This is a genomic window from Stutzerimonas chloritidismutans (assembly GCF_020783375.1).
In the GTDB taxonomy this organism is placed as follows: Bacteria; Pseudomonadota; Gammaproteobacteria; order Pseudomonadales; family Pseudomonadaceae; genus Stutzerimonas; species Stutzerimonas kunmingensis.
On the sequence record NZ_CP086067.1, the window covers coordinates 1,159,228 to 1,183,278 of the forward strand.

Consider the following 24,051-nt stretch of genomic DNA (forward strand, 5'->3'; position numbering starts at 1 on the left):
ACTGGCGGCTAGTTTGAGCGTTGCCGCCAGAGCCTGACAACCCTGGAGTGTCTGGTTTGATCGTCTTTCGTTACCTGTCCCGAGAGCTGCTGGTCACCATGAGCGCGGTCAGTGCCGTGCTGCTGGTGATCATCATGAGTGGCCGTTTCATCAAGTATCTGGCGCAGGCTGCGCAGGGACTGCTCGACCCAGGGGTGCTGTTGCTGATCATGGGCTTTCGTCTGCCCGGCTTTCTGCAGCTGATCCTCCCGCTCGGACTGTTTCTCGGCATTCTGCTGGCCTACGGGCGCCTCTATCTGGAAAGCGAAATGACCGTGCTTTCGGCCACGGGCATGAGCCAGCGCCGGCTGCTGGTCTACAGCCTGGCGCCCGCCGCCCTGGTGGCGGTCGTGGTGGGCTGGCTGAGCCTGGGGTTGGCGCCGCAGGGCATCGCCGAGGTGGATCGTATCCTCAATCAGCAGGACTCCCTGACCGAGTTCGACACGCTGGTGCCGGGGCGCTTTCAGACGTTGCGCGGCGGTTCACGGGTAACCTACACCCGCGAACTGTCGGCTGACCGCAGCGAGCTCGGCGGGGTGTTCATCTCCGAAACCAATGTCTCGCGTCAGACCGGAAAGGAAAGCGGGCTGTCGGTGCTGGTTGCCGAGAGCGGACGGCAGGAAGTCCAGCCCGATGGCAGTCGCTATCTGATTCTGGAAAACGGCTATCGCTATGACGGCAACCCGGGGCAGGCCGATTACCGCGCCATCCAGTACGACACCTATGGCGTGCTGCTTCCCAAGCCGGAAGTGAGCATGGAGCTGAGCGAACGTGAGGCGCTGCCGACTCGGGAGCTGCTCGGCAGCGACAACATCCGTCATCGCACCGAGCTGCAGTGGCGCTTCTCATTGCCGTTGCTGGTGTTCGTCGTTACCGTGCTCGCGGTGCCGCTGGCCAAGGTGAATCCGCGGCAGGGGCGTTTTCTCAAGCTGCTGCCGGCGATCCTTCTGTACATGACTTACCTCGCGTTGCTGATCGCCGTGCGCGGTGCGCTGGACAAGGGGCGAATCCCGATGGCGCTGGGCCTTTGGTGGGTGCACGGGCTGTTCCTGGCGATAGGCCTGTTGATGCTGTACTGGGAGCCGATCAGGCTGCGGATGAAGAAGGGCAGTGCGCAGCGGGAGGTGGCTCGTGGTTAAGCTGGATCGCTACATCGGAGTCCATGTCTTTCTCGCGATTCTGACTGTCCTCGGCATCATCGTGGGTCTGGCTCTGCTATTCGCGTTCATCGATGAATTGAGTGATGTAGAAGGCAGCTACGGGCTGGGCGATGCCCTGCAGTACGTGCTGCTGACGTCGCCTCGGCGTCTGTATGAAATGCTGCCTATGGCGGCACTGATCGGTTGTTTGATCGGCCTTGGCACGCTTGCCAGCAGCAGCGAGCTGACCATCATGCGCGCGGCTGGTGTCTCGCTGGGGCGCATCGTGGTGGCGGTGATGAAGCCGATGCTGGTGCTGCTCATTGCCGGCATTCTGATCGGTGAGTACGTTGCGCCAGCGACCGAGGACATCGCCCAGGCGCGGCGCTCCCTGGCGCAGGGCGCAGGCGAGGCGCAGAGCAGCAAACGCGGCCTGTGGCACCGGCAGGAGAACGAGTTCGTGCACGTCAACGCCGTGCAGCCCGGCGGCATGCTGGTGGGGGTGACACGTTATCGCTTCGATGAAGATCGCCGCTTGCTGTCGTCCAGTTTTGCCCGTCGCGCCAGCTATCAGGCTGATCACTGGCTGCTCGAGAATATCTCGACCACCCATTTTCGCGGCGATCACACCGAGGTGGTGCGCACGCCGCAGGAACGCTGGGATGTTCAGCTGACGCCGCAGCTACTCGGGACGGTGGTGATGGAGCCGGAAGCGCTATCGATCACCGGCTTGTGGCGCTATATCCACTACCTGGGCGAGCAGGGGTTGAACAACGGTCGTTACTGGCTGGCGTTCTGGACCAAGGTGCTGCAGCCGGCCGTCACCGTTGCGCTGGTGCTGCTGGCGATCTCGTTCATCTTCGGGCCACTGCGCTCGGTCACGCTTGGTCAGCGCATCTTTACCGGCGTAGTGGTCGGCTTCGTGTTCCGCATTATTCAGGATTTGCTCGGGCCGGCTAGCCAGGTGTTCGGCTTCTCGCCGTTGCTTGCGGTGGTGCTGCCAGCGGGCATCTGTGCACTCATCGGTGCCTGGTTGCTGCGTCGGGCGGGATGACGGGTGCCTCCGGCGCGAACCGCCGGAGGCGCTGTCGACAAGGTTTGGGTCAGTGTTGGCTCGGTGCGCAGAGCAAAGTCACTTCTTGTGAATGTTCTTCGGTAGCTGAACGGCCTGGCTCTCCGAGTACATGTCGTGCCAAGTGCGGTTCTGTTTGTCGAGCAGCATCCACCAATAACCCATGCCCAGGCACAGCAGCGAAACCAGTGCGATCAGAAAACGCAGAAGCGCCTGCCAAAGATCGATGGCGGTTCCGTCTGCATTCTGGATCCGGATGCCCCAGACCTGCATGCCCAGCGTTTGGCCGCTGTGGGTCCAGAACTTGGCGAAAAAGCCGAACAGGCTGAACAGCAGCAGCGTCGAGAGCAGGGGGTCGATGTCCAGGCGGCCGGCATCCGCGAGCTGCTGCAGCTGTTCACTGCCGTAGAGCAGTCGCAGCAGCACTTGCTGATAGAGCAGTGTCACCACCATCATCAAGGCGATGCACAGCAGGCTGTCATAGAACATTGCAGCAAGCCGGCGTACCAGGCCGGCGGCGGGAAACTGGCCCTGCGGGCTGAGCAGGTGTCTGCGCATTGGGTGTCTCGATCAAAGAGGTGGGCGGCGCATTCTACGGAATTGCGCGCATAAAAAAGCCCCTGATGTTGCCATCAGGGGCTTTTCGGAGAAGAGGCTTAGCCTAGGATCTGAACCTGGTCTGCCTGCATGCCCTTTTGACCTTGCACTGCGACGAAACTGACTTTCTGGCCTTCTTTCAGGCTCTTGAAGCCGTTGCCTTCGATCGCGCGGAAGTGCACGAACAGATCCGGACCGCTCTCGGGAGTGATGAAACCAAAACCTTTCTCGTCGTTAAACCACTTGACGGTACCGTTCTGACGATTCGACATGTCTTTGTATCCTTGAAACTCAAAAGTAGAATTGCCCCCGCAGAGCAGGAAGCTGGAACTGGTTGCAAGGAGTAAGAGAGTCGAGCGGAGTAGCGGATCTGAAGATCTACTGCACCAGGTCACGATTCAACAGCGACCCATGCAAACACAGTGGGCACACTCTACGATAACTCGCCAGGGAATGCCAACCCCTCGGAGCCATAGAATTTGCCTGTCCAGGCGGCGCCATTTGGCGCTTTTTGACGTGGCTTTGACTCGCCTTATTCGCTGTTGCGAGAGAGGCAATGCCACGAGTCGACTGCATCGATATCGAGTGTCAGTCTGAGGAAAAGCGATGTAGCTGACGTTGCTTGCCGTGCTGCCGATCCAGATTGTCTGGATGCTTGCATGCGGCTGGTGCGCTTTGAAGCTTCGCTACGGCGTTAGATTTGCAGGCGATCCGGTTACCCGTTTCGCTAAGCATGCAGCTTGGCTGCGTTGTAGCGATTCACTGATGGTGCCTCGAGAGAGACTCGAACTCTCACGTTGTTACCAACGGCGGATTTTGAATCCGCTGCGTCTACCGATTCCGCCATCGAGGCACAGTGGGCGCGCAGTATAGGGATGCGCGACGGGGTGGTCAATCGCTTGGCGTGGTCAGGTCGACGTGTTTCGGATAAGATTTGCGCCCTTTCCGCGTCCCGACCTCCGATCCATGCAAGTTGCCGATTTTTTCTTCCAGCTGCCCGATGCCCTGATCGCACGACATCCCCTGGCGGAGCGGCGCGCCAGTCGTCTGCTGGTGCTCGAAGGCGAAACGGGAAAGCTCTCGCATCGCAACTTCGCCGATCTGCTGGACCATGTGCGGCCTGGCGATCTGATGGTGTTCAACAATACCCGGGTGATCCCAGCGCGCCTTTTCGGTCAGAAAGCTACCGGCGGCAAGCTGGAAATCCTTGTCGAAAGGGTAGTCGGCAATCGCAGCGTTCTGGCACATGTCCGTTCCAGCAAGTCGCCCAAGGCCGGATCGAAGATCCTGCTCGATGGCGGCGGCGAAGCGGAAATGATCGCCCGGCATGATGCGCTGTTCGAACTCGAGTTCGACGAGGATGTTCTGCCGTTGCTCGAGCGCATCGGGCACATGCCATTGCCTCCTTATATAGACAGGCCTGACGACGCCGCCGACCGCGAGCGTTACCAGACCGTCTACGCGCAGCGCGCCGGTGCCGTGGCTGCGCCGACCGCAGGACTGCACTTCGATGAGGCGCTGCTGCAGACGCTGCGTGAGTCTGGCGTGGAAACGGCCTACGTTACCCTTCATGTCGGCGCCGGCACCTTTCAGCCGGTGCGCGTGGAGCGTATCGAAGAGCATCACATGCATCGCGAATGGCTGGAGGTCGGCCAGGATGTCGTCGATGCGGTGGCGGCCTGTCGCTCCCGTGGTGGGCGCGTGATCGCTGTCGGTACCACCAGCGTGCGTTCGCTGGAGACGGCGGCGCGCGATGGTGAACTCAAGCCGTTCAGTGGCGACACCGATATCTTCATCTACCCAGGCAAGAGCTTTCATGTGGTGGATGCACTGGTCACCAATTTCCATCTGCCTGAATCCACGCTGCTGATGCTGGTTTCCGCCTTCGCCGGTTATCCGGAGACCATGGCGGCCTACGCCGAAGCGGTGGCTCAGCGTTATCGCTTCTTCAGTTACGGCGATGCCATGTTCATCACCCGCAATCCCGCACCGCGCGGCCCCGAGGAAACCCAATGACTCGCTCCTGCCATATGTCCTTCGAGCTGCTTGCCACCGATGGCAAGGCGCGCCGCGGACGTCTGACCTTTCCGCGCGGCGCCGTCGAGACGCCGGCGTTCATGCCAGTGGGCACTTACGGTACCGTCAAAGGCATGCTGCCACGTGACATCGAGGCGATCGGAGCGCAGATCATTCTGGGCAACACCTTCCATCTCTGGTTGCGCCCTGGCACTGAAGTGATCAAGCGCCATGGGGACCTGCACGACTTCATGCAGTGGCAGGGGCCTATCCTCACCGACTCGGGCGGCTTTCAGGTGTTCAGCCTCGGGGCGATGCGCAAGATCAAGGAGGAGGGCGTCTACTTCGCCTCTCCGGTAGATGGCGCAAAAGTCTTCATGGGGCCGGAGGAGTCGATGCAGGTCCAGCGTGACCTGGGCTCGGATATCGTGATGATCTTCGATGAATGCACGCCTTATCCCGCTGACGAGGACGTGGCGCGGCGTTCGATGGAACTGTCGCTGCGCTGGGCCGAGCGCTCGAAGGTCGCCCATGGCGACAGTCCGGCTGCGCTGTTCGGCATTGTTCAGGGCGGTATGCACGAATCTTTGCGCATGCGCTCGCTGGAAGGGCTTTGCGAGATCGGGTTTGACGGCCTGGCGATTGGCGGCCTTTCGGTTGGCGAGCCGAAGGAAGAGATGATCCGTGTGCTGGATTTCCTTCCGCCACAGATGCCAGCGGATAAGCCACGCTATCTGATGGGGGTGGGTAAGCCGGAGGACCTGGTCGAGGGTGTGCGGCGCGGCGTCGATATGTTCGACTGCGTGATGCCAACGCGCAATGCGCGAAATGGGCATCTGTTCGTTGATAGCGGTGTGATCAAGATCCGCAACGCCGTTCACAAACACGACGACTCTCCGCTGGATCCGAGCTGTGACTGTTACACCTGCAAACATTTCTCCCGCGCTTATCTGCATCATCTGGATAAATGCGGCGAAATGCTGGGTAGCATGTTGAATACCATCCATAACCTGCGGCATTACCAGCGGGTTATGGCTGGTTTACGCGACGCCATTCAACAGGGTACATTGGCGGCCTTTGTCGACGCCTTTTATGCCAAGCGCGGTCTGCCAACGCCGCCGCTTGCGTGACGTGCCAGAACAAAACAATCCTTTCTGCAACAGGAGTGCTACATGAGCTTTCTGATTCCCGCCGCCTATGCCCAGGAGGCTGCTGCTGGTCCTGCTGGTACTGGTTTCGAGTGGGTTTTTCTGGTCGGTTTTCTGGTCATCTTCTACTTGATGATCTGGCGTCCCCAGTCCAAGCGTGCCAAGGAACACAAGAACCTGATCGCCGGCCTGCAGAAGGGCGACGAAGTGGTCACTTCCGGCGGTATCGCTGGCAAGGTCACCAAGGTCGCCGATGACTTCGTGGTGATCGAGGTGTCCGACAACGTTGAGCTGAAGTTCCAGAAAGTAGCGATCGCCGCAACGTTGCCCAAGGGCACACTGAAAGCCATCTGAGCTGACTTCATTCAATATCGACGGGGCGCGCAAGGCGCCCCGCGTTCATTAAACGGGCTGCGTCATGCTCAATAGATTCCCTCTCTGGAAATACCTGCTGATTCTGGCAGTGCTCGCGATCGCCTTTATTTACTCTGCGCCCAACCTCTATCCGGATGACCCGGCGATTCAGGTTACCGGTGCCAGCACATCGCAGGAGATCGGCGAGGCAGACCTCGAGCGCATCAGCAAAGCACTCGTGGATGGCGGTATCGCGGTCAAGTCTGCGTCCCTGGACGAGCAGGGCCGAGGTGGCCTTGTGCGTCTCGAGCGTCAGGATGATCAGTTGCCGGCAAAAGATATCGTGCGCCGCGCGCTCGGCGACGCCTACGTAGTTGCGCTCAATCTGGCGCCTACGACTCCCGACTGGTTGCGCAATCTTGGCGCAAGCCCGATGAAGCTTGGTCTGGATCTCTCCGGTGGTGTGCACTTCCTCCTGGAAGTGGACATGGACAAGGCAATTGAAACGCGCCTGAACGTCTCCGAGGGTGAGGTCAAGAGTCTGCTGCGCAAGGAGCGTGTGCGATACCGCAGTCTGCCGAATCTGAAGGATTCGGTGCAGTTGGGCTTTGCCGATGAGGCTACCTTGGATGCCGCCCAATCGCTCATCCGCAAGGAATTTACGGACTTCGAGCTGACGTCCGCTGAACGCAACGGCCAGTACGTGCTGCGTCTGACGCTGACCGAAGCCAAGCTGGCGGAAATTCGCGAGTACTCGATCAAGCAGAACCTGACCACGGTGCGTAATCGCGTCAACGAACTCGGCGTGGCTGAGCCGTTGGTTCAGCGTCAAGGTGCCAATCGGATCGTCGTCGAGCTGCCGGGTGTGCAGGATACGGCCGAGGCCAAACGTATCCTCGGCAAGACGGCGAACCTCGAGTTCCGCCTAGCTGCCGATTCAGATGCATCGCGTGCTTCCACCGAAACCTTCGAGTTCCGCGAAGAGGGCCGCCCGCCGGTTCAGCTTGAGCGCACACTGATCATTACAGGTGATCAGGTGACCGACGCCCAGGCCAGCTACGACGAGAATGGCCGTCCGCAGGTGAATATCCGGCTCGATGGCCACGGCGGCGATCTGATGAATCGCGCCACGCGCAACAATGTCGGGCGCAGCATGGCCGTGATCTTCATCGAGCAGCGGCCGATGACTCGCTATGTGCGGCAGACGGTTGATGGTGTTGAGCAGGAAGTGCGCGTCGAGACCTTCCAGGAAGAAAAGAAGATCATCAGCCTTGCAACTATCCAGTCGCCACTCGGCAGCCAGTTCCGCATCACCGGCCTCGATGGCCAGGGCGAGTCGTCAGAGCTGGCGTTGCTGCTGCGCGCCGGTGGTCTGGCGGCGCCGATGTACTTCGCAGAAGAGCGCACCATCGGCCCGAGCCTGGGCGCTGAAAACATCAAGCTGGGCGTCCAGGCAGCCATGTGGGGCTTCCTCTTCGTCGCCATCTTCATGGTGCTGATCTACAAGTTCTTCGGTGTGTTGGCGACCATTGCGCTGCTGTTCAATATGGTCGTGCTGACAGCCCTGATGTCGATGCTCAATGCCACGCTGACCCTTCCGGGTATTGCCGGTATCGTGTTGACCATGGGTATGGCGGTGGATGCCAACGTGCTGATCTTCTCGCGAATCCGCGAGGAGATCGCCAATGGCATGTCGATCCAGCGCGCCATCCATGAAGGCTTCGATCGGGCCTTCTCGGCGATCGTCGACGGCAACCTGACCACTCTGCTGGTCGGCGGCATCCTGTTCGCCATGGGGACCGGCCCGATCAAGGGCTTCGCGGTCACCCTTTCGATCGGCATCCTGACGTCGATGTTTACCGCAATCATCGTGACGCGCGCCATGGTCAACCTGATCTACGGTGGCCGCGATCTCAAGAAGCTGTGGATTTAAGGGGCTAGCACGATGAAACGCGTAATCAATTTCATGGGTGTCCGCCATGTGGCCTTCGCCCTGACCGTGGTGCTGACCGTTGCGTCACTGGCGAGCCTGGTGGTCAAGGGGCTCAACTTCGGGTTGGACTTTACTGGCGGTACACTGATCGAGCTCGGCTATGAGCGCCCGGTTGAACTCGAGCAGGTGCGTGGGCAGCTGGTGCAATCCGGTTTTGGCGACGCTGTAGTGCAGAGCTTTGGTGCGACTACTGACGTGCTGGTGCGCATGCCGGGCGACGATCCTCAGCTGGGAGAGCGCATCGCTGATGCATTGCGCGGCGCTGACAGTGCCAACTCGGTGAGCGTCAAGCGAGTCGAGTTCGTCGGGCCTGCGGTGGGTGAGGAGCTGCGCGACCAGGGTGGCCTGGGCATGCTGCTCGCGCTGGGTGGTATTCTGGTCTACGTGGCCTTTCGCTTTCAGTGGAAGTTCGGTCTCGGTGCCGTGCTGTCGCTGTTCCACGATGTGATCGTCGTTCTCGGGGTGTTCTCCTTTTTCCAGATATCATTCGATCTGACCGTGCTGGCCGCTGTGCTGGCGGTTATCGGCTATTCGCTGAACGACACAATCGTCATCTTTGACCGGATCCGCGAGAACTTCCGCATGCTGCGCAAGGCGGAGCTGCTGGAAAACATCAATATCTCCACGACGCAAACCTTGCTGCGCACCATGGCAACTTCGGTATCCACGTTGCTGGCTGTCGGTGCGCTCATGGTCTTTGGTGGCGAGAATCTGTGGGGCTTCTCGTTGGCGCTGTTGATCGGCGTTGGGGCAGGCACGTACTCGTCGGTCTATGTCGCTGGCATGCTGCTCGTCTGGCTGAAGCTCACCCGTGACGACCTGATTCCACCAGTGGTGGAAGAGGAAGCGGACGAGCGCCCCTGATCTTCTTCGAACTTCCGCAGCCTAAAGGAGTCCAAGGCTGCGGAACGGGCGCAGCCCGAAGGAAGAGGAAGTCACAGTGAACAAGTCCATGTTGGTCGGTACGGCGCTCGGAGTGGTGGTCGCCACGGCTGGCGGCGCTTTCGCTACTTATAGTCTGGTTGATCGCGGGCCGAAATTCGCCGATGTGCTGGCGGTGGAGCCGATCAAGGAAACCATTCGGACTCCGCGAGAGGTTTGCAAGGATGTCGCGGTGACTCGGCAGAAACCAGTGCAGGATCAGCATCGCATCGCAGGTACAGCAGTGGGTGCGGTGGTTGGTGGCCTGCTCGGCAATCAGGTTGGTGGCGGTACCGGCAAGAAAATTGCGACGGTCGCCGGTGCGGTCGGTGGCGGTTATGCAGGCAATCAGGTGCAGGGCCGCATGCAGGCCAGCAGCACCTATACCACTACCGAAACACGTTGCAGCACGGTAACCGATTCGCACGACAAGATCGTCGGCTACGACGTGAAGTACGACCTCGCCGGCAAGGTGGGTCGCGTACGCATGGATCGTGATCCGGGTAGCCAGATCCCGGTGCAGGATGGACAGTTGTCGCTATCGCAGCAGTGAGTTGAGCGATTGTGCAGCAACAAAAAAACGCCCCGTTGGGGCGTTTTTTTATGCCGCTATCGTTCTCAGCGCTTAAGAGAAGGTGTCAGGTGCGGCTGGATGGTGGTCAGTACCGCCTTGAAGCATTTGGTGTTGCCGGCAACGATCTGACCCTTCTCAAGGAAGTCATGGCCGCCGCTGAAATCGCTCACCAAGCCGCCGGCTTCCTGGATCAGCAGTGCGCCTGCAGCCATGTCCCATTCGGAAAGGCCAAACTCCCAGAACGCATCAAAGCGGCCTGCAGCGACATAAGCCAGGTCGAGGCTTGCGGCGCCGGCACGACGTAGGCCGGAGGTCTGGCCGACCAGGCTGCGGAACATCTTCAAGTAGCTGTCCAGGTTGTCCATCTGGCCATCCTTGAACGGAAAGCCGGTGCCGAGCAGTGCGCCGTCCAGGCTCTTGCGTGCGCTAACGCGCAGGCGGCGGCCGTTCAGGGCGGCGCCGCGGCCGCGGCTGGCGGTGAATTCTTCCTGGCGTACCGGGTCCAGCACGACCGCGTGTTCCAGGCGCCCGCGGTACTTGCAGGCGATGCTGACGGCGTAGTGAGGAATGCCGCGGACAAAATTGGTGGTTCCATCCAGCGGGTCGATGATCCACAGGTAATCGGCGCCGTCCCCGCTGCCTTCGAGCAGTCCGCCTTCCTCGCCCAGGATGCCGTGATTCGGGTAGGCCTTGCGCAGCGCATTGACGATGCTCTGCTCTGCGGCCTTGTCGATTTCGGTGACGTAATCCTTCGCTTCTTTCTCGTTGACCGAGATTGCATCCAGGCGATCGGTGGAACGGACAATCAGTTCGCCGGCGCTGCGGGCGGCGCGCAGCGCGATATTCAGCATGGGCTGCATGGATCAATTACCTGGTCATTAAAGAAAGCGCGAAATTCTATCAGGAAAGCGCCGGCGCATGTAGCGTCACGGTGGTGGTTGCAGGGGGCGGCAGATGGCGGATCGGGAGCCGCTTCCTGTAAGCTTTCTGCTCGCTTTCAAGCAGAGAATTATTGTGTCGCTGCAGAACATTCGTGTCGTGCTGGTCAATACCAGTCATGCCGGCAACATCGGTGGTGCGGCTCGTGCCATGAAGAACATGGGGCTTTCGCGCCTGGTATTGGTCGATCCCGAGGATTTCCCGAGTCCCAACGCCGTGGCCAGGGCGTCCGGTGCAACCGACATTCTCGATAGTGCACGGGTCGTTGCAACGCTGGAAGAGGCGCTGGCTGGTTGCAGTCTGGTGCTCGGAACCAGCGCTCGTGATCGGCGCATTCCCTGGCCGTTGCTCGACCCTCGGGAGTGCGCGTCGGTTTCCGTGGAGCAGTCTGTCGGGGGCGGCGAGGTCGCATTGGTATTCGGTCGCGAGTACGCGGGGCTGACCAATGAGGAGTTGCAGCGCTGCCAGTACCACGTCCATATCCCGTCTGATCCACAGTTCAGTTCATTGAATCTCGCTGCGGCCGTGCAAGTGCTTACCTACGAGGTGCGCATGGCCTGGTTGGCTGCCGAGGGGCGGCCAATCAAGGTCGAGAAACTGGAAACCACGGCGATGCTGGATGCCCGGCCCGTGACTGTCGACGAGCTGGAGAATTACTTCGGTCATCTTGAGCAGACTCTGGTGGATATCGGCTTTCTCGATCCGGCCAAGCCCAGGCATCTGATGCCCCGATTGCGTCGGCTCTACGGGCGCAGCGGTATCAGCAAGCTGGAAATGAATATCCTGCGCGGTATTCTCACCGAGACACAAAAGGCTGCCCGCGGCGAGCCTCACAAGCGGAGAAGTGATTGATGTTCGAACGCATGCGCGAAGACATTCAAAGCGTTTTCCATCGCGATCCGGCGGCACGCAATGCGTTCGAAGTTCTGACCTGTTATCCGGGGCTGCATGCTATCTGGATTCATCGTCTGTCCCATTGGCTGTGGGTGCATGAATTCAAGTGGCTTGCGCGGATGTCCTCGAATCTGGGGCGCTGGCTGACTGGGGTCGAGATCCATCCGGGCGCCAGGATTGGCCGGCGATTCTTCATTGATCACGGGATGGGCATCGTCATTGGCGAGACCGCGGAAATTGGCGATGACGTGACGCTCTATCACGGCGTGACACTCGGTGGCACCAGCTGGAATAAGGGCAAGCGCCATCCGACGCTTGAAGACGGTGTAATCGTGGGGGCGGGTGCGAAGATCCTCGGGCCGTTCACCGTCGGCGCGGGCGCGAAGATCGGCTCCAATGCGGTGGTTACCCGTGAAGTGCCGCCGGGAGCGACGGCGGTTGGGATTCCGGGGCGGGTGATCGTCAAATCCAGCGATGAGCAGGAAGCCAAGCGCAAGGCCATTGCCGAGAAGATCGGATTCGACGCCTATGGCGTCAGCGAGGATATGCCTGATCCCGTCGCGCGAGCCATTGGGCAGTTGCTGGATCATGTTCAGGCCGTAGAGGAGCGCTTGGAGGGAATGTGTGGCGCGCTCAAGGCGCTGGGCAGCGATTATTGCGCCAAGGACCTTCCGGAGCTGCGAGAAGAAGACTTCGTTGAAGTGAAGTCCGACGCTGGCGATGCCCGCACCTGAAGTGCGCGGGCTGGCAGCAGCTGGTATCATGCCGGCCCGCTGCCTCCGGCCGGGCGTGGTTCCAGACTAAAGACCTACTGAATTAATAGGTCTTATAGTTGACTCAAATACTCGGGAATTGCATAATTGCGCCAAACCGTAATGCTTGGTGCAGACCGATGCGATTAACCACCAAAGGCCGTTATGCCGTGACCGCCATGCTCGATCTGGCGCTGCATGCGCAGCATGGGCCGGTCTCCCTGGCCGATATTTCCGAGCGGCAGGGTATTTCCCTTTCCTATCTCGAGCAGCTCTTCGCGAAGCTGCGCCGCGGCAGCCTGGTGACGAGCGTGCGAGGGCCCGGCGGCGGCTATCAGCTTTCTCGTGACATGGCCGGCATTCAGGTCGCCCAAGTCATCGACGCTGTGAACGAGTCGGTCGATGCCACGCGTTGCCAAGGTCTAGGCGGCTGCCACTCTGGCGATACCTGCCTGACTCACCATCTGTGGTGTGACCTCAGCCAGCAGATTCATGAATTCCTCAGCGGCATCAGCCTGGCCGACCTGGTCAAGCGCCAGGACGTGCAGCAGGTCGCCCTGCGCCAAGACATGCGCAAGGCTGGCGGCACTTCGCCGCATATGGACAAGATAGAAACGTCCGCCATCGATTGAGCAGGGCGACTGCCTGATAGGAGATATCTGAATGAAATTGCCGATTTACCTGGACTACTCTGCGACCACACCTGTGGATCCGCGTGTTGCCGCCAAGATGATCGAGTGCCTCACCAACGAAGGCAACTTCGGCAATCCGGCGTCGCGCTCTCATGCCTTTGGCTGGAAAGCCGAGGAAGCCGTGGAGAATGCGCGCCGTCAGGTTGCTGAGCTGGTGAACGCCGATCCTCGTGAAATCGTCTGGACATCCGGTGCAACCGAGTCGGACAACCTGGCCATCAAGGGCGTCGCGCATTTCTATGCGTCCAAGGGCAAGCACATCGTCACCACCAAGATCGAGCACAAGGCGGTACTGGATACCACTCGCCAGCTCGAGCGCGAAGGCTTCGAGGTCACGTATCTCGAGCCGGGCGAGGATGGCATCGTCACGCCGGCGATGGTCGAAGCTGCGCTGCGCGACGACACTATTCTTGTGTCGGTCATGCACGTGAACAACGAGATCGGCACTATCAACGACATCACCGCCATCGGCGAGCTGACCCGTTCTCGCGGCATTCTTTTCCATGTCGATGCGGCGCAGTCGACCGGCAAGGTCGAGATCGATCTGGAGAAGATGAAGGTCGATCTGATGTCCTTCTCCGCTCATAAGACCTATGGGCCGAAGGGCGTGGGTGCGCTATATGTTCGCCGTAAGCCCCGCGTCCGCCTTGAGGCACAGATGCATGGCGGTGGCCATGAGCGTGGCATGCGTTCCGGTACGCTGGCTACGCACCAGCTGGTCGGCATGGGCGAAGCCTTTCGTATTGCGAAAGACGAAATGGCCCAGGAGAACGAGCGCGTCCGCTCCCTGCGTGATCGCTTCTACAAGCAGGTCGAGCATCTCGAAGAGCTTTATGTGAACGGTAGCCTGACCGCCCGTGTGCCGCACAATCTGAACCTCAGCTTCAACTACGTCGAGGGTGAGTCGCTGATCATGGCGCTCAAGGATCTGGCGGTATCGTCTGGCTCCGCCTGTACGTCCGCTTCGCTGGAGCCGTCGTACGTGCTGCGTGCCCTGGGTCGTAACGACGAATTGGCGCATAGCTCCATCCGTTTCACCTTCGGTCGGTTCACTACTGAAGAGGAAATCGACTACGCAGCGCAGAAGGTTTGCGAGGCCGTCACCAAGCTGCGCGAGCTTTCGCCCCTGTGGGACATGTTCAAAGACGGCGTCGACATTTCCAAGGTCGAGTGGCAAGCCCACTGACCGGCGTCAAGCGCCGCACAGCCTGATCTAAGAGGATTGCACCATGGCATACAGCGATAAGGTCATCGACCACTACGAAAACCCGCGCAACGTCGGCAAGTTCGACGCTGAAGACCCGAGCATCGGTACCGGCATGGTAGGTGCGCCGGCATGTGGCGACGTGATGCGTTTGCAGATCAAGGTCAACGAGCAGGGCGTCATCGAAGATGCCAAGTTCAAGACCTATGGTTGCGGCTCCGCTATCGCCTCCAGCTCGCTTGCTACCGAGTGGATGAAGGGCAAGACCCTGGAAGAAGCGGAAACCATCAAGAACACGCAGCTGGCTGAAGAGCTGGCGCTGCCGCCGGTGAAGATTCACTGCTCCGTGCTCGCCGAAGATGCGATCAAGGCAGCTGTGCGTGACTACCGCGAAAAGAAAGGTCTGCTTTAAATAGGGAGGTTGCGATGGCTATCACCATGACACCCGCTGCAGCCCAGCATGTTCGCCGTTCGCTGGACGGGCGAGGCAAGGGTGTAGGTGTGCGACTCGGCGTGCGTACGACCGGCTGTTCCGGCTTGGCGTACGTACTTGAGTTCGTCGACGAAACGGCAGCCGAAGACTCGGTGTTCGAGAGTCATGGGGTCAAGGTGATCATTGATCCCAAGAGCTTGGTATACCTCGACGGCACGGAACTCGACTTCGTTCGCGAAGGGCTCAACGAGGGCTTCAAGTTCAATAACCCGAACGTTCGTGGCGAGTGTGGCTGCGGCGAGAGCTTCAATATCTGAGGTCGCCGTGGGTACTCCCTGTCATTTTGCATTGTTCGAGTTGAAGCCCGAGTTCGAGCTGGATCTCGCGTCTCTTGCCGATCGCTATCGAGAGCTTGCTCGCCAGGTTCACCCTGATCGCTTTGCCGACGCTGGCGAAAGCGAGCAGCGTCGGGCCCTTGAGCGCTCCGCCAACCTCAATGAGGCCTACCAGACGCTCAAGAGTCCGAGCCGCCGGGCAAGGTATCTGTTGGCCATCGAGGGGCATGAGGTTCCACTGGAAGCGACTGTTCAGGATCCCGCGTTCCTCATGCAGCAGATGCATTGGCGCGAGGAGCTTGAAGAGCTCCATGAGCAGGCCGATCTGGATGGCGTAGCGGCGTTCAAGTCGCGCTTGAAGCAGGCGCAGCAGGGGCTGAACGATGATTTCGCCCGCATCTGGCAGGATTCTGAGCGGCGTGCCGATGCTGAGCGTCTGGTTCGACGCATGCAGTTTCTCGACAAGCTGACCCAGGAAGTGCGCCAACTCGAAGAGCGCCTCGACGATTAACCCCGCGCAGCGCCCGGCGTTGCGCCCGATATCAGACAGACATGGCCTTACTTCAGATTGCCGAGCCCGGACAAACCCCCCAGCCCCATCAGCGGCGCCTGGCTGTCGGAATAGACTTGGGGACCACCAACTCCCTCGTAGCTGCCCTGCGCAGTGGTGTCACTGCGCCGTTGGCCGATGCTGATGGGCAAGTGATCCTGCCGTCGGTGGTGCGCTATCACGCTGACCGCATTGAGGTTGGCGCACAAGCCAAGCTTGCTGCGGCCACCGATCCGTTCAACACCATCAGTTCGGTCAAACGGCTGATGGGTCGTGGGCTGGCCGATGTGAAGCAGTTGGGCGAACAGCTGCCGTACCGCTTCCGTCAGGCTGAGTCGCAAATGCCGTTCATCGAGACCGTTCAGGGCGCCAAGAGCCCTGTGGAAGTCTCGGCTGAGATCCTGCGCGCACTCCGTCAGCGTGCCGAGGCGACCCTGGGCGGTGAACTGGTCGGTGCGGTGATTACCGTTCCTGCCTATTTCGACGATGCCCAGCGTCAGGCGACCAAGGACGCCGCGCGGCTCGCTGGGCTCAGCGTGCTGCGCCTGCTCAACGAGCCGACCGCGGCCGCCGTCGCCTATGGTCTGGATCGTCATGCCGAAGGCGTCGTCGCGATCTACGATCTCGGAGGCGGTACCTTCGATATTTCAATTCTTCGCCTGACCAAGGGCGTTTTCGAGGTGTTGGCCACTGGTGGCGACACGGCTCTGGGTGGTGATGATTTCGACCATGCCGTAGCGGACTGGATTCTCGAGCGTGCCGGTGTGTCCGACGATCTCGAGCCGGGCGCGCAGCGTGAATTGCTGAAGATTGCCTGCGATGCCAAGGAGCATCTGAGTGATGTGGATGCGGTGGATGTCGCGTATGCCGGCTGGTCAGGCGAGCTGCAACGCGAGACCTTCGATGCGCTGATCGAGCCGATGATTGCGCGCAGTCTCAAGTCCTGCCGGCGTGCCGTGCGGGACTCGGGTGTGGAGCTTGAGGAGATTACCGCCGTGGTCATGGTCGGCGGTTCGACCCGAGTGCCAAGGGTGCGCTCGGCGGTTGGGCAGCTGTTCGGTCGGGAGCCGCTGACCGACATCGACCCTGATGAGGTTGTGGCCATTGGCGCGGCGATTCAGGCTGAGACCTTGGCTGGCAATAATCGCGATGGGGAAGAGCTGTTGCTGCTCGATGTGATCCCGCTGTCCCTCGGGCTGGAGACCATGGGCGGGCTGATGGAGAAGATCATTCCGCGCAACACCACGATTCCGGTGGCGCGCGCGCAGGACTTCACCACCTACAAAGATGGCCAGTCGGCCATGATGATTCATGTGCTGCAGGGCGAGCGCGAGCTGATCTCCGACTGCCGTTCGCTGGCTCGATTCGAGCTGCGCGGTATTCCGCCGATGGTCGCCGGGGCGGCAAAGATACGCGTCACCTTCCAGGTCGATGCTGATGGCTTGCTCAGTGTGTCCGCGCGTGAGTTGGCATCCGGCGTGGAGGCGAGTATTCAGGTCAAGCCTTCCTATGGCCTCACCGATGGCGAGATCGCCAGGATGCTGGAGGACTCTTTCCGCAAGGCGGACGAGGACCGTGACGCCCGGGCGTTGCGTGAGCAGCTGGTTGATGCCCAGCGCCTGCTCGAGGCGGTCGAGGCTGCGCTGGCCGTCGATGGCGAGCGCTTGCTGTCTGCTGAAGAGCGCGTGGCGATCGACGCCCAGGTCGCCGAGTTGCGCGGATTGCTGGACAGCCAGGATGTGCTGGCCATCGAGCGCCAGACCAAACGCCTGAGCCAGATCACCGACGCCTTTGCTGCGCGCCGGCTGGATTCGACCGTCAAGGCCGCGCTGGCCGGGCGGCGGCTAAACGATATCGAGGATTGACCCAGATGCCGCAGATCATTTTCCTGCCCAACGCCGACCATTGCCCTGAAGGCGCCGTTATCGAGGCGCAGACCGGCGAGACGGTGCTGGACGCCGCGCTGCGCAATGGCATCGACATCGAGCATGCATGCGAAAAATCCTGTGCCTGCACCACCTGCCACGTCGTGGTTCGCGAAGGCTTCCAGTCACTGGAAGCTTCCGATGAGCTGGAGGATGACATGCTCGACAAGGCGTGGGGGCTTGAGCCCAATTCCCGGCTGTCCTGCCAGGCAGTGGTGGCTGATGCCGATCTCGTCGTGGAAATTCCGAAGTACACAATCAATCAGGTTTCCGAAGGGCACTGAGGGTGGGCGTCATGCAGCTGAAATGGAGTGACGTGCAGGAAATCGCCATCGAGCTGGCCGAGCGCAAGGCCGATGTAGATCCGCGCTATGTAAATTTCCTCGATCTGCATCGCTGGGTGGTGGAGCTTCCGGGCTTCGCCGATGAGCCCGGTCGGGGCGGCGAGAAAGTGCTCGAAGCCATCCAGTCGGCCTGGATCGAAGAGGCCGAATAGAGCGGTTTCGAAGTTTTCGTTTTCCTCCGGTTGGGTATCTCGGGACCGTTCGGCGGTCCCTGGCGCCATCCGGGCTTCTACCCTCTACCCTTATGTTTTTTGACATGAACCCGCGTATAATCCGCGGGTTTACTCGTTCGCTTTAACCCATCAGTTTTGGAGTCCTACATGGCCCTGCAACGCACCTTCTCCATCATCAAGCCCGACGCTGTCGCCAAGAACGTCATCGGCGAAATCACTACCCGTTTCGAGAAGGCCGGCCTGCGCGTCGTCGCTTCCAAGATGGTTCAGCTGTCCGAGCGCGAAGCGGCTGGCTTCTACGCCGAGCACAGCGAGCGTGGCTTCTTCAAGGATCTGGTTGCTTTCATGACTTCCGGTCCAGTCATCGTTCAGGTTCTGGAAGGCGAAGACGCCATCGCCAAGAACCGTGAGCTGATGGGCGCCACCAACCCGAAAGAAGCTGCTGCCGGCACCATCCGCGCCGATTTCGCCGTTTCCATCGACGAGAACGCCGTGCACGGTTCCGATTCGGAAGCCTCCGCTGCTCGTGAAATCGCTTACTTCTTTGCTGCCACCGAAGTGTGCGCACGCATTCGCTGATTGAGCGAAGGTGAATTCAATGATTGCCACGACCGGTAAAGTGAATCTGCTCGGGCTTACCCAGTCGCAACTGGAGAGCTTCTTCGAGTCCATCGGGGAGAAGCGTTTTCGCGCCGGTCAGGTGATGAAGTGGATTCACCATTTTGGTGTCGATGATTTCGACGCCATGAGCAATCTCGGCAAGGCCTTGCGCGAAAAGCTCAAGGCCTGCGCCGAGATTCGCGGCCCGGAGGTCGTCAGTGAAGACATCTCCAGCGACGGCACCCGCAAATGGGTCGTGCGTGTCGCCTCGGGCAGCTGTGTGGAAACTGTGTACATCCCCCAGGGCGGACGTGGAACGCTGTGCGTGTCCTCGCAGGCCGGATGTGCGCTGGATTGCAGTTTCTGTTCCACCGGCAAGCAAGGCTTCAACAGCAACCTGACAGCGGCCGAGGTGATCGGTCAGGTCTGGATTGCTAACAAATCATTCGGCTCCATCCCGGCGAAAATCGATCGCGCGATCACCAACGTGGTGATGATGGGGATGGGCGAGCCGTTACTGAATTTCGACAACGTCGTCGCTGCCATGCACATCATGATGGACGACCTTGGTTACGGGATTTCCAAGCGCAAGGTGACGCTCTCGACCTCCGGCGTCGTGCCGATGATCGACGAGCTGGCCAAGGTCATCGACGTTTCTCTGGCATTGTCGCTGCACGCACCCAACGATGCGTTGCGCGATCAGTTGGTGCCGATCAACAAGAAGTACCCGCTGGACATGCTACTGGCGGCATGCAAGGGCTATATCTCGAGGCTTGGCGAGAAGCGCGTGCTGACCATCGAGTACACCCTGCTCAAGGGCATCAACGATCAGCCCGAACATGCCGAGCAGATGATCACGTTGCTGGCGGATATCCCGTGCAAGATCAATCTGATCCCGTTCAATCCGTTCCCTCACTCCGGATATGAGCGGCCGAGCAACAACGCCATCCGCCGTTTTCAGGACATCCTGCACAAAGGCGGGCACAATGTAACGGTGCGTACCACCCGCGGCGAAGACATCGACGCGGCTTGCGGTCAGCTCGTCGGCCAGGTGCTGGACCGGACGCGTCGAAGCGAGAGATACATCGCTGTGCGTGAGCTACAGAGCGAGCCAGGTGCGGCGCAAACTGCTTCGAACCGATCCTGAGGGGGATGCTGATGATTTTGCGCGCTGCGCTGCTGCTTCTACTGACCGGCCTGTTGGCCGGTTGTGTGTCTTCTGGATCCACTGATCCGCTGAGAACCGACGAAGGCCGCCAGCAGGCCCGCGACGCCTATATTCAATTGGGGATCGGCTACCTGCAGCAGGGCGCCGCCGCGCGCGCCAAGACGCCACTGCGCAAGGCCCTCGAAATTGATCCGAACAGCGCCGATGCACACGCCGCCCTGGCTTTGGTATTCCAGACCGAAATGGAAAACGACCTGGCCGACAAGCACTACCGTGAAGCGCTCTCCAGTCGCAAGGACGCCCGCATACTCAACAACTACGGCAGCTTTCTGTTCGAGCAGAAGCGCTACCCCGAGGCCATGGAGCGTTTCCGTCAGGCTTCCGAAGACAACATGTATTCCGAGCGGGCGCGGGTCTTTCAGAATCTGGGTATGACTGCACTGCAGTTGGGTCAGCGTGAAGAGGCCGAACTCCATTTCACCCGCTCGCTGCGCCTCGACAGTCGCCAGCCCCGCGCGTTGCTCGAGCTTGCACTCATGGCCTTCGAGGACAAGCAATACGTTCCAGCCAAGCGTTACTACGATAGCTTCAGCCAACTGGCCGAGCAGAACGCACGGAGTCTGCTGCTCGGTATCCGTCTGGCCAACATCCATCAGGACCGCGACACTGCTGCAAGCCTCGCGCTGCAGCTGAGGCGGCTGTATCCCGGTACGGATGAATACAAGCAATATCTTTCGGAGCAACGATGACCGCGCCGCACCAAGAATCCGCTGCACCGATGGGCAACAACCCCGGCGAGACGCTGCGTATAGCTCGCGAAGACAAGGGCTGGCCGCTGTCTGCAGTTGCACAGCAGCTGAATCTCACCGAGCGCTCGCTGGCTCGCATCGAGGCCGGCGATTTCAGCCAGTTGCCAGGGCACACCTTTGCCCGGGGTTACGTGCGTGCCTATGCCAAGTTGCTGGGGTTGGATCAGAATCGCCTGGTTCAGGAGTTCGACCTGCACACCGGTACCAACGCTTCCGGAAGCAACGTCAACAGCCTGGGGCGCATCGAAGAGCCCGGCCGTCTGTCGCGTAGCTTCATGCGTTTCTTCGGCTTTGCCTTGTTGCTGCTCCTGGCTGCAGTCGCCTGGTATTGGTGGCAGGAACGCATGGCTCGAGAGGCCACGACGCCACCGGTCTCGGCCCTGGAGCGAATCGAAGTGGAAGGCGCGGATGGAACCACCGAGATCCATCTCCTTGATCGCGCTGACGAGGGTGCCGAGCAGCAGAGCGAACAGCCAGTCGAGCAAACAGCACCGCTAGCCGATTCGAACGAGAATGAAGCGATCGAGCCTGAGCAACAGACTCCAGCCACCACTGATGTGCAGGGCACCATCACCGAGCCGGCGGGCGAGGCCGCTGAGTCTCTGCCGCTGACGCTGCCTGACAGCCCAACGCAAAGCGCTGACGCAACGGCCTCCCCGGCTCCCACGAGTGCCTCGAACGACACCGCCCCGCCAGTAGCAGGCGAGGCGCAGCTGGAGCTGAGTTTCACCGCCGATTGCTGGACGCGAGTCAGCGATGCCGACGGACGAGTACTGTTCAGCGCGCTGGCCAAGGCCGGGACCAGCAGGGCGGTCAGCGGCAAGGCACCATTGGACGTACATCTGGGCTACGCTCGCGGCGCCCAACTCAGTTACAACGGCGAAGCTGTGAACCTCGCCTCTCATATGCGCGGCGAGACAGCGCGCCTCAAGCTCGGACAGTAAGCTGACCATGCATTCCGAATCTCCTATCAAGCGTCGCCAATCCCGCAAGATCTGGGTGGGCAATGTGCCGGTCGGTGGTGATGCGCCGATTTCCGTACAGAGCATGACCAATACCGAGACCTGTGATGTCGAGGCGACGGTTGCGCAGATCCAGCGCCTGGCCAATGCAGGCGCCGATATCGTCAGGGTTTCAGTGCCTTCCATGGAGGCTGCCGAGGCCTTTGGGCGCATCAAGCAACTGGTGCAGTTGCCGTTGGTGGCCGACATCCATTTCGATTATCAGATCGCTCTGCGCGTGGCCGAGCTCGGCGTTGATTGCCTGCGCATCAATCCGGGCAATATCGGTCGCGAAGATCGCGTGCGCGCGGTGGTCGATGCGGCGCGCGACAAGGGCATCCCGATCCGCATCGGGGTGAATGCCGGTTCGCTGGAAAAGGACCTGCAGAAAAAGTACGGCGAGCCGACCCCGCAGGCGCTGGTGGAGTCCGCCCTGCGCCATGTCGATCATCTCGATCGCCTGGACTTCCAGGACTTCAAGGTCAGCGTCAAGGCTTCCGACGTATTCATGGCGGTCGAGGCCTATCGGTTGCTGGCCGGGCAGATCGAACAGCCGCTGCACCTGGGCATTACCGAGGCGGGTGGACTGCGTTCCGGCACCGTGAAGTCCGCGGTCGGGCTGGGCATGCTGCTCGCTGAAGGCATCGGTGACACCATTCGCGTGTCGCTGGCGGCCGATCCTGTCGAGGAAATCAAGGTCGGCTTCGATATCCTCAAGTCGCTGCGTCTGCGTTCACGGGGAATCAACTTCATCGCCTGCCCGAGCTGTTCGCGGCAGAACTTCGATGTGGTCAAGACCATGAACGAGCTGGAAACCCGCGTGGAAGACCTGCTGGTACCGATGGACGTTGCCGTGATCGGTTGCGTTGTGAACGGTCCGGGAGAGGCGAAGGAGGCCCATGTCGGGTTGACCGGTGGCAGCCCTAACAACCTGGTCTACATCGACGGCAAGCCGGCGCAAAAACTGAACAACGAAAATCTCGTCGATGAGCTGGAGCAGCTCATCCGACGCAAGGCCGCCGAGAAGCTCGCGGCCGACGCGGCGGTCATCGCGCGCAGCTGATCTTTAAGGAATCCCATTGAGCAAGTCCCTGCAAGCCATTCGTGGCATGAACGACATCCTGCCTGCGCAGACCCCGACCTGGCGTTATCTGGAAAGCACCTTCGCGCAACTGCTCGACAGCTACGGCTACAGCGAGATTCGCCTGCCTATCCTGGAGTTCACCGACCTCTTCGCTCGCGGCATCGGTGAAGGCACCGACGTGGTCGACAAGGAGATGTACACCTTCCTCGATCGCAACGAAGAGTCGCTGACCCTGCGTCCTGAAGGTACTGCCGGTTGTGTGCGCGCGGTGCTTGAGCATGGCATGACCGGCGGCGGCCAGGTGCAGAAGCTCTGGTACACCGGGCCGATGTTCCGTTATGAGAAGCCGCAGAAGGGCCGCTATCGGCAGTTCCACCAGATCGGCGTGGAAGTCTTCAACCAGCCTGGGCCTGATGTCGACGCCGAGCTGATCGTGATGACGGCGCGCCTGTGGAAGCAGCTCGGCCTGGCCGACGCTGTAACGCTGCAGCTCAACAGCCTGGGCTCCAGCGAAGCACGTGCGCGCTACCGCGATGCGCTGGTGGCCTACCTGCAGCAGCGTTTCGATCAGCTCGACGAGGACAGCCAGCGGCGCCTGACGACCAATCCGCTGCGTATTCTCGACAGCAAGAATGCCCAGACTCAGGCGCTGCTGGCCGATGCACCGACGCTGCATGACTACCTCGACGATGAGTCACGCGTGCATTTCGAAGGCCTGAAGGCGCGCCTCGATGCAGTCGGCATCGCCTACGAAATCAACCCGAAGCTGGTGCGTGGTCTGGATTACTACGGTCGAACCGTGTTCGAGTGGGTTACCGACAAACTGGGCTCGCAGGGCACCGTCTGCGCTGGCGGCCGTTACGATGGCCTGATCAGTCAGTTTGGCGGTAAGCCTACCCCGGGTGTCGGCTTCGCCATGGGCGTCGAGCGCCTGGTGCTGCTGCTGGAAACCCTTGGTCTGGTGCCGGACGCCTTGAGCCCGGCGCCGCATGCCTATATCTGCGCATTCGGTGAGCCTGCCGAGCTGGCAGCACTGGCTCTGGCCGAGCGCCTGCGCGATACGCTGCCAGGGCTGCGCCTGCTGGTGAACGCCGGTGGCGGCAGTTTCAAGAGTCAGTTCAAGAAAGCGGACAAGAGCGGCGCGCGGTTTGCGCTGATCCTGGGTGACGACGAACTGGCAGGGCGCGTGGTAGGTTGCAAGCCGCTACGCGACGACAGCGAGCAACAAAGCATTGCCTGGGATGCTCTGCCCGAGCGTCTGGCTGCCTGCCTCGAGCAGGTCTGAGACTAAGCGA

Annotated in this window: 27 protein-coding genes and 1 tRNA gene; 24 read left to right on the forward strand and 4 right to left on the reverse strand. The window is 60.6% G+C overall.

Annotated features, from left to right (window positions below; translation table 11 throughout):
* The first annotated feature begins 56 nt into the window (after positions 1 to 56).
* Both lptF and lptG read left to right on the forward strand, forming a co-directional pair.
* Positions 57 to 1,178 (forward strand): LPS export ABC transporter permease LptF, encoded by a 1,122-nt coding sequence (gene lptF / locus LLJ08_RS05295; RefSeq protein ID WP_014819450.1) that lies wholly within the window; start codon positions 57 to 59, stop codon positions 1,176 to 1,178.
* On the forward strand, positions 1,171 to 2,232 hold the full coding sequence (gene lptG, locus LLJ08_RS05300; RefSeq protein ID WP_228208390.1) for an LPS export ABC transporter permease LptG: 1,062 nt from the start codon (positions 1,171 to 1,173) through the stop codon (positions 2,230 to 2,232). The genes lptF and lptG overlap by 8 nt, the downstream gene beginning before the upstream one ends.
* Positions 2,233 to 2,310: 78 nt before the next feature.
* Here the strand turns inward: lptG and LLJ08_RS05305 are convergent, their stop codons facing one another.
* The 3 genes from LLJ08_RS05305 to LLJ08_RS05315 all read right to left on the reverse strand — a co-directional run bounded on the left by LLJ08_RS05305 (position 2,311) and on the right by LLJ08_RS05315 (position 3,700).
* The gene (locus tag LLJ08_RS05305) at positions 2,311 to 2,808 is read right to left on the reverse strand and encodes an RDD family protein (RefSeq protein ID WP_014819452.1); all 498 of its coding nucleotides are present in this window, start codon (positions 2,806 to 2,808) and stop codon (positions 2,311 to 2,313) included.
* A gap of 98 nt (positions 2,809 to 2,906) precedes the next feature.
* The gene (locus LLJ08_RS05310; protein ID WP_003298189.1) at positions 2,907 to 3,119 is read right to left on the reverse strand and encodes a cold-shock protein; all 213 of its coding nucleotides are present in this window, start codon (positions 3,117 to 3,119) and stop codon (positions 2,907 to 2,909) included.
* 494 nt (positions 3,120 to 3,613) lie between these two features.
* Positions 3,614 to 3,700, reverse strand: a tRNA-Leu gene (locus LLJ08_RS05315).
* 113 nt (positions 3,701 to 3,813) lie between these two features.
* Here LLJ08_RS05315 and queA point away from each other — a divergent pair.
* From queA to LLJ08_RS05345, 6 genes are all read left to right on the forward strand, one after another.
* Positions 3,814 to 4,863, forward strand: coding sequence for a tRNA preQ1(34) S-adenosylmethionine ribosyltransferase-isomerase QueA (gene queA, locus LLJ08_RS05320; protein WP_014819453.1), 1,050 nt, complete (start codon positions 3,814 to 3,816; stop codon positions 4,861 to 4,863).
* Between the two features lie 14 nt (positions 4,864 to 4,877).
* On the forward strand, positions 4,878 to 5,993 hold the full coding sequence (tgt, locus tag LLJ08_RS05325) for a tRNA guanosine(34) transglycosylase Tgt (RefSeq protein WP_014819454.1): 1,116 nt from the start codon (positions 4,878 to 4,880) through the stop codon (positions 5,991 to 5,993).
* 42 nt (positions 5,994 to 6,035) lie between these two features.
* Positions 6,036 to 6,365, forward strand: coding sequence for a preprotein translocase subunit YajC (gene yajC / locus LLJ08_RS05330; protein ID WP_003296020.1), 330 nt, complete (start codon positions 6,036 to 6,038; stop codon positions 6,363 to 6,365).
* Between the two features lie 64 nt (positions 6,366 to 6,429).
* Entirely contained in the window at positions 6,430 to 8,298 is a 1,869-nt protein-coding gene (gene secD / locus LLJ08_RS05335; protein WP_014819455.1) for a protein translocase subunit SecD, read from the forward strand.
* A 12-nt stretch (positions 8,299 to 8,310) separates the two neighbouring features.
* Positions 8,311 to 9,222 carry a protein translocase subunit SecF gene (gene secF / locus LLJ08_RS05340; protein ID WP_023444169.1) on the forward strand — a complete coding sequence of 304 codons (912 nt, stop codon included), beginning with the start codon at positions 8,311 to 8,313 and terminating at the stop codon, positions 9,220 to 9,222.
* A 76-nt stretch (positions 9,223 to 9,298) separates the two neighbouring features.
* Positions 9,299 to 9,832 (forward strand): glycine zipper 2TM domain-containing protein, encoded by a 534-nt coding sequence (locus LLJ08_RS05345; RefSeq protein ID WP_014819457.1) that lies wholly within the window; start codon positions 9,299 to 9,301, stop codon positions 9,830 to 9,832.
* Between the two features lie 65 nt (positions 9,833 to 9,897).
* Here LLJ08_RS05345 and suhB read toward each other — a convergent pair whose 3' ends face one another.
* The gene (suhB, locus tag LLJ08_RS05350; protein WP_023446554.1) at positions 9,898 to 10,713 is read right to left on the reverse strand and encodes a type III secretion system regulator SuhB; all 816 of its coding nucleotides are present in this window, start codon (positions 10,711 to 10,713) and stop codon (positions 9,898 to 9,900) included.
* A gap of 94 nt (positions 10,714 to 10,807) precedes the next feature.
* Here suhB and trmJ point away from each other — a divergent pair, with 94 nt between their 5' ends.
* The 16 genes from trmJ (at position 10,808) to hisS (ending at position 24,041) form a co-directional block, all read left to right on the forward strand.
* Entirely contained in the window at positions 10,808 to 11,644 is an 837-nt protein-coding gene (gene trmJ, locus LLJ08_RS05355; protein ID WP_228208391.1) for a tRNA (cytosine(32)/uridine(32)-2'-O)-methyltransferase TrmJ, read from the forward strand.
* Complete coding sequence (cysE, locus tag LLJ08_RS05360) at positions 11,644 to 12,420, forward strand: serine O-acetyltransferase (RefSeq protein ID WP_042928298.1); 777 nt, start codon at positions 11,644 to 11,646, stop codon at positions 12,418 to 12,420. Before trmJ ends, cysE begins: the two co-directional genes overlap by 1 nt.
* Before the next feature lie 158 nt (positions 12,421 to 12,578).
* The gene (iscR, locus tag LLJ08_RS05365; RefSeq protein ID WP_014819461.1) at positions 12,579 to 13,070 is read left to right on the forward strand and encodes a Fe-S cluster assembly transcriptional regulator IscR; all 492 of its coding nucleotides are present in this window, start codon (positions 12,579 to 12,581) and stop codon (positions 13,068 to 13,070) included.
* A 31-nt stretch (positions 13,071 to 13,101) separates the two neighbouring features.
* A complete protein-coding gene (locus LLJ08_RS05370) occupies positions 13,102 to 14,316 on the forward strand; it encodes an IscS subfamily cysteine desulfurase (protein ID WP_014819462.1) in 1,215 nt (404 codons plus the stop codon).
* 43 nt (positions 14,317 to 14,359) lie between these two features.
* Complete coding sequence (gene iscU / locus LLJ08_RS05375; protein WP_003284664.1) at positions 14,360 to 14,746, forward strand: Fe-S cluster assembly scaffold IscU; 387 nt, start codon at positions 14,360 to 14,362, stop codon at positions 14,744 to 14,746.
* A 14-nt stretch (positions 14,747 to 14,760) separates the two neighbouring features.
* Entirely contained in the window at positions 14,761 to 15,084 is a 324-nt protein-coding gene (gene iscA / locus LLJ08_RS05380; RefSeq protein WP_003298170.1) for an iron-sulfur cluster assembly protein IscA, read from the forward strand.
* A gap of 7 nt (positions 15,085 to 15,091) precedes the next feature.
* Positions 15,092 to 15,613: a co-chaperone HscB gene (gene hscB, locus LLJ08_RS05385; protein WP_228208392.1), complete on the forward strand. Its 522-nt coding sequence runs from the start codon at positions 15,092 to 15,094 to the stop codon at positions 15,611 to 15,613.
* A 41-nt stretch (positions 15,614 to 15,654) separates the two neighbouring features.
* Positions 15,655 to 17,517, forward strand: coding sequence for a Fe-S protein assembly chaperone HscA (gene hscA / locus LLJ08_RS05390; protein WP_228208393.1), 1,863 nt, complete (start codon positions 15,655 to 15,657; stop codon positions 17,515 to 17,517).
* A 5-nt stretch (positions 17,518 to 17,522) separates the two neighbouring features.
* Positions 17,523 to 17,861 carry an ISC system 2Fe-2S type ferredoxin gene (fdx, locus tag LLJ08_RS05395; RefSeq protein ID WP_003298166.1) on the forward strand — a complete coding sequence of 113 codons (339 nt, stop codon included), beginning with the start codon at positions 17,523 to 17,525 and terminating at the stop codon, positions 17,859 to 17,861.
* Between the two features lie 11 nt (positions 17,862 to 17,872).
* Positions 17,873 to 18,073, forward strand: a complete 201-nt coding sequence (iscX, locus tag LLJ08_RS05400) for a Fe-S cluster assembly protein IscX (RefSeq protein ID WP_228208394.1) — start codon at positions 17,873 to 17,875, stop codon at positions 18,071 to 18,073.
* Positions 18,074 to 18,241: 168 nt separating this feature from the next.
* Complete coding sequence (ndk, locus tag LLJ08_RS05405) at positions 18,242 to 18,673, forward strand: nucleoside-diphosphate kinase (RefSeq protein ID WP_003284654.1); 432 nt, start codon at positions 18,242 to 18,244, stop codon at positions 18,671 to 18,673.
* A 19-nt stretch (positions 18,674 to 18,692) separates the two neighbouring features.
* A complete protein-coding gene (gene rlmN, locus LLJ08_RS05410) occupies positions 18,693 to 19,841 on the forward strand; it encodes a dual-specificity RNA methyltransferase RlmN (protein WP_014819466.1) in 1,149 nt (382 codons plus the stop codon).
* A gap of 11 nt (positions 19,842 to 19,852) precedes the next feature.
* Positions 19,853 to 20,611 carry a type IV pilus biogenesis/stability protein PilW gene (gene pilW, locus LLJ08_RS05415; RefSeq protein WP_014819467.1) on the forward strand — a complete coding sequence of 253 codons (759 nt, stop codon included), beginning with the start codon at positions 19,853 to 19,855 and terminating at the stop codon, positions 20,609 to 20,611.
* Positions 20,608 to 21,615 carry a RodZ domain-containing protein gene (locus LLJ08_RS05420; protein WP_228208395.1) on the forward strand — a complete coding sequence of 336 codons (1,008 nt, stop codon included), beginning with the start codon at positions 20,608 to 20,610 and terminating at the stop codon, positions 21,613 to 21,615. Before pilW ends, LLJ08_RS05420 begins: the two co-directional genes overlap by 4 nt.
* Before the next feature lie 7 nt (positions 21,616 to 21,622).
* Positions 21,623 to 22,735, forward strand: a complete 1,113-nt coding sequence (gene ispG / locus LLJ08_RS05425) for a flavodoxin-dependent (E)-4-hydroxy-3-methylbut-2-enyl-diphosphate synthase (protein ID WP_003298158.1) — start codon at positions 21,623 to 21,625, stop codon at positions 22,733 to 22,735.
* Positions 22,736 to 22,751: 16 nt separating this feature from the next.
* Positions 22,752 to 24,041 (forward strand): histidine--tRNA ligase, encoded by a 1,290-nt coding sequence (gene hisS, locus LLJ08_RS05430; protein WP_102833000.1) that lies wholly within the window; start codon positions 22,752 to 22,754, stop codon positions 24,039 to 24,041.
* The last annotated feature ends 10 nt before the right edge of the window (positions 24,042 to 24,051 follow it).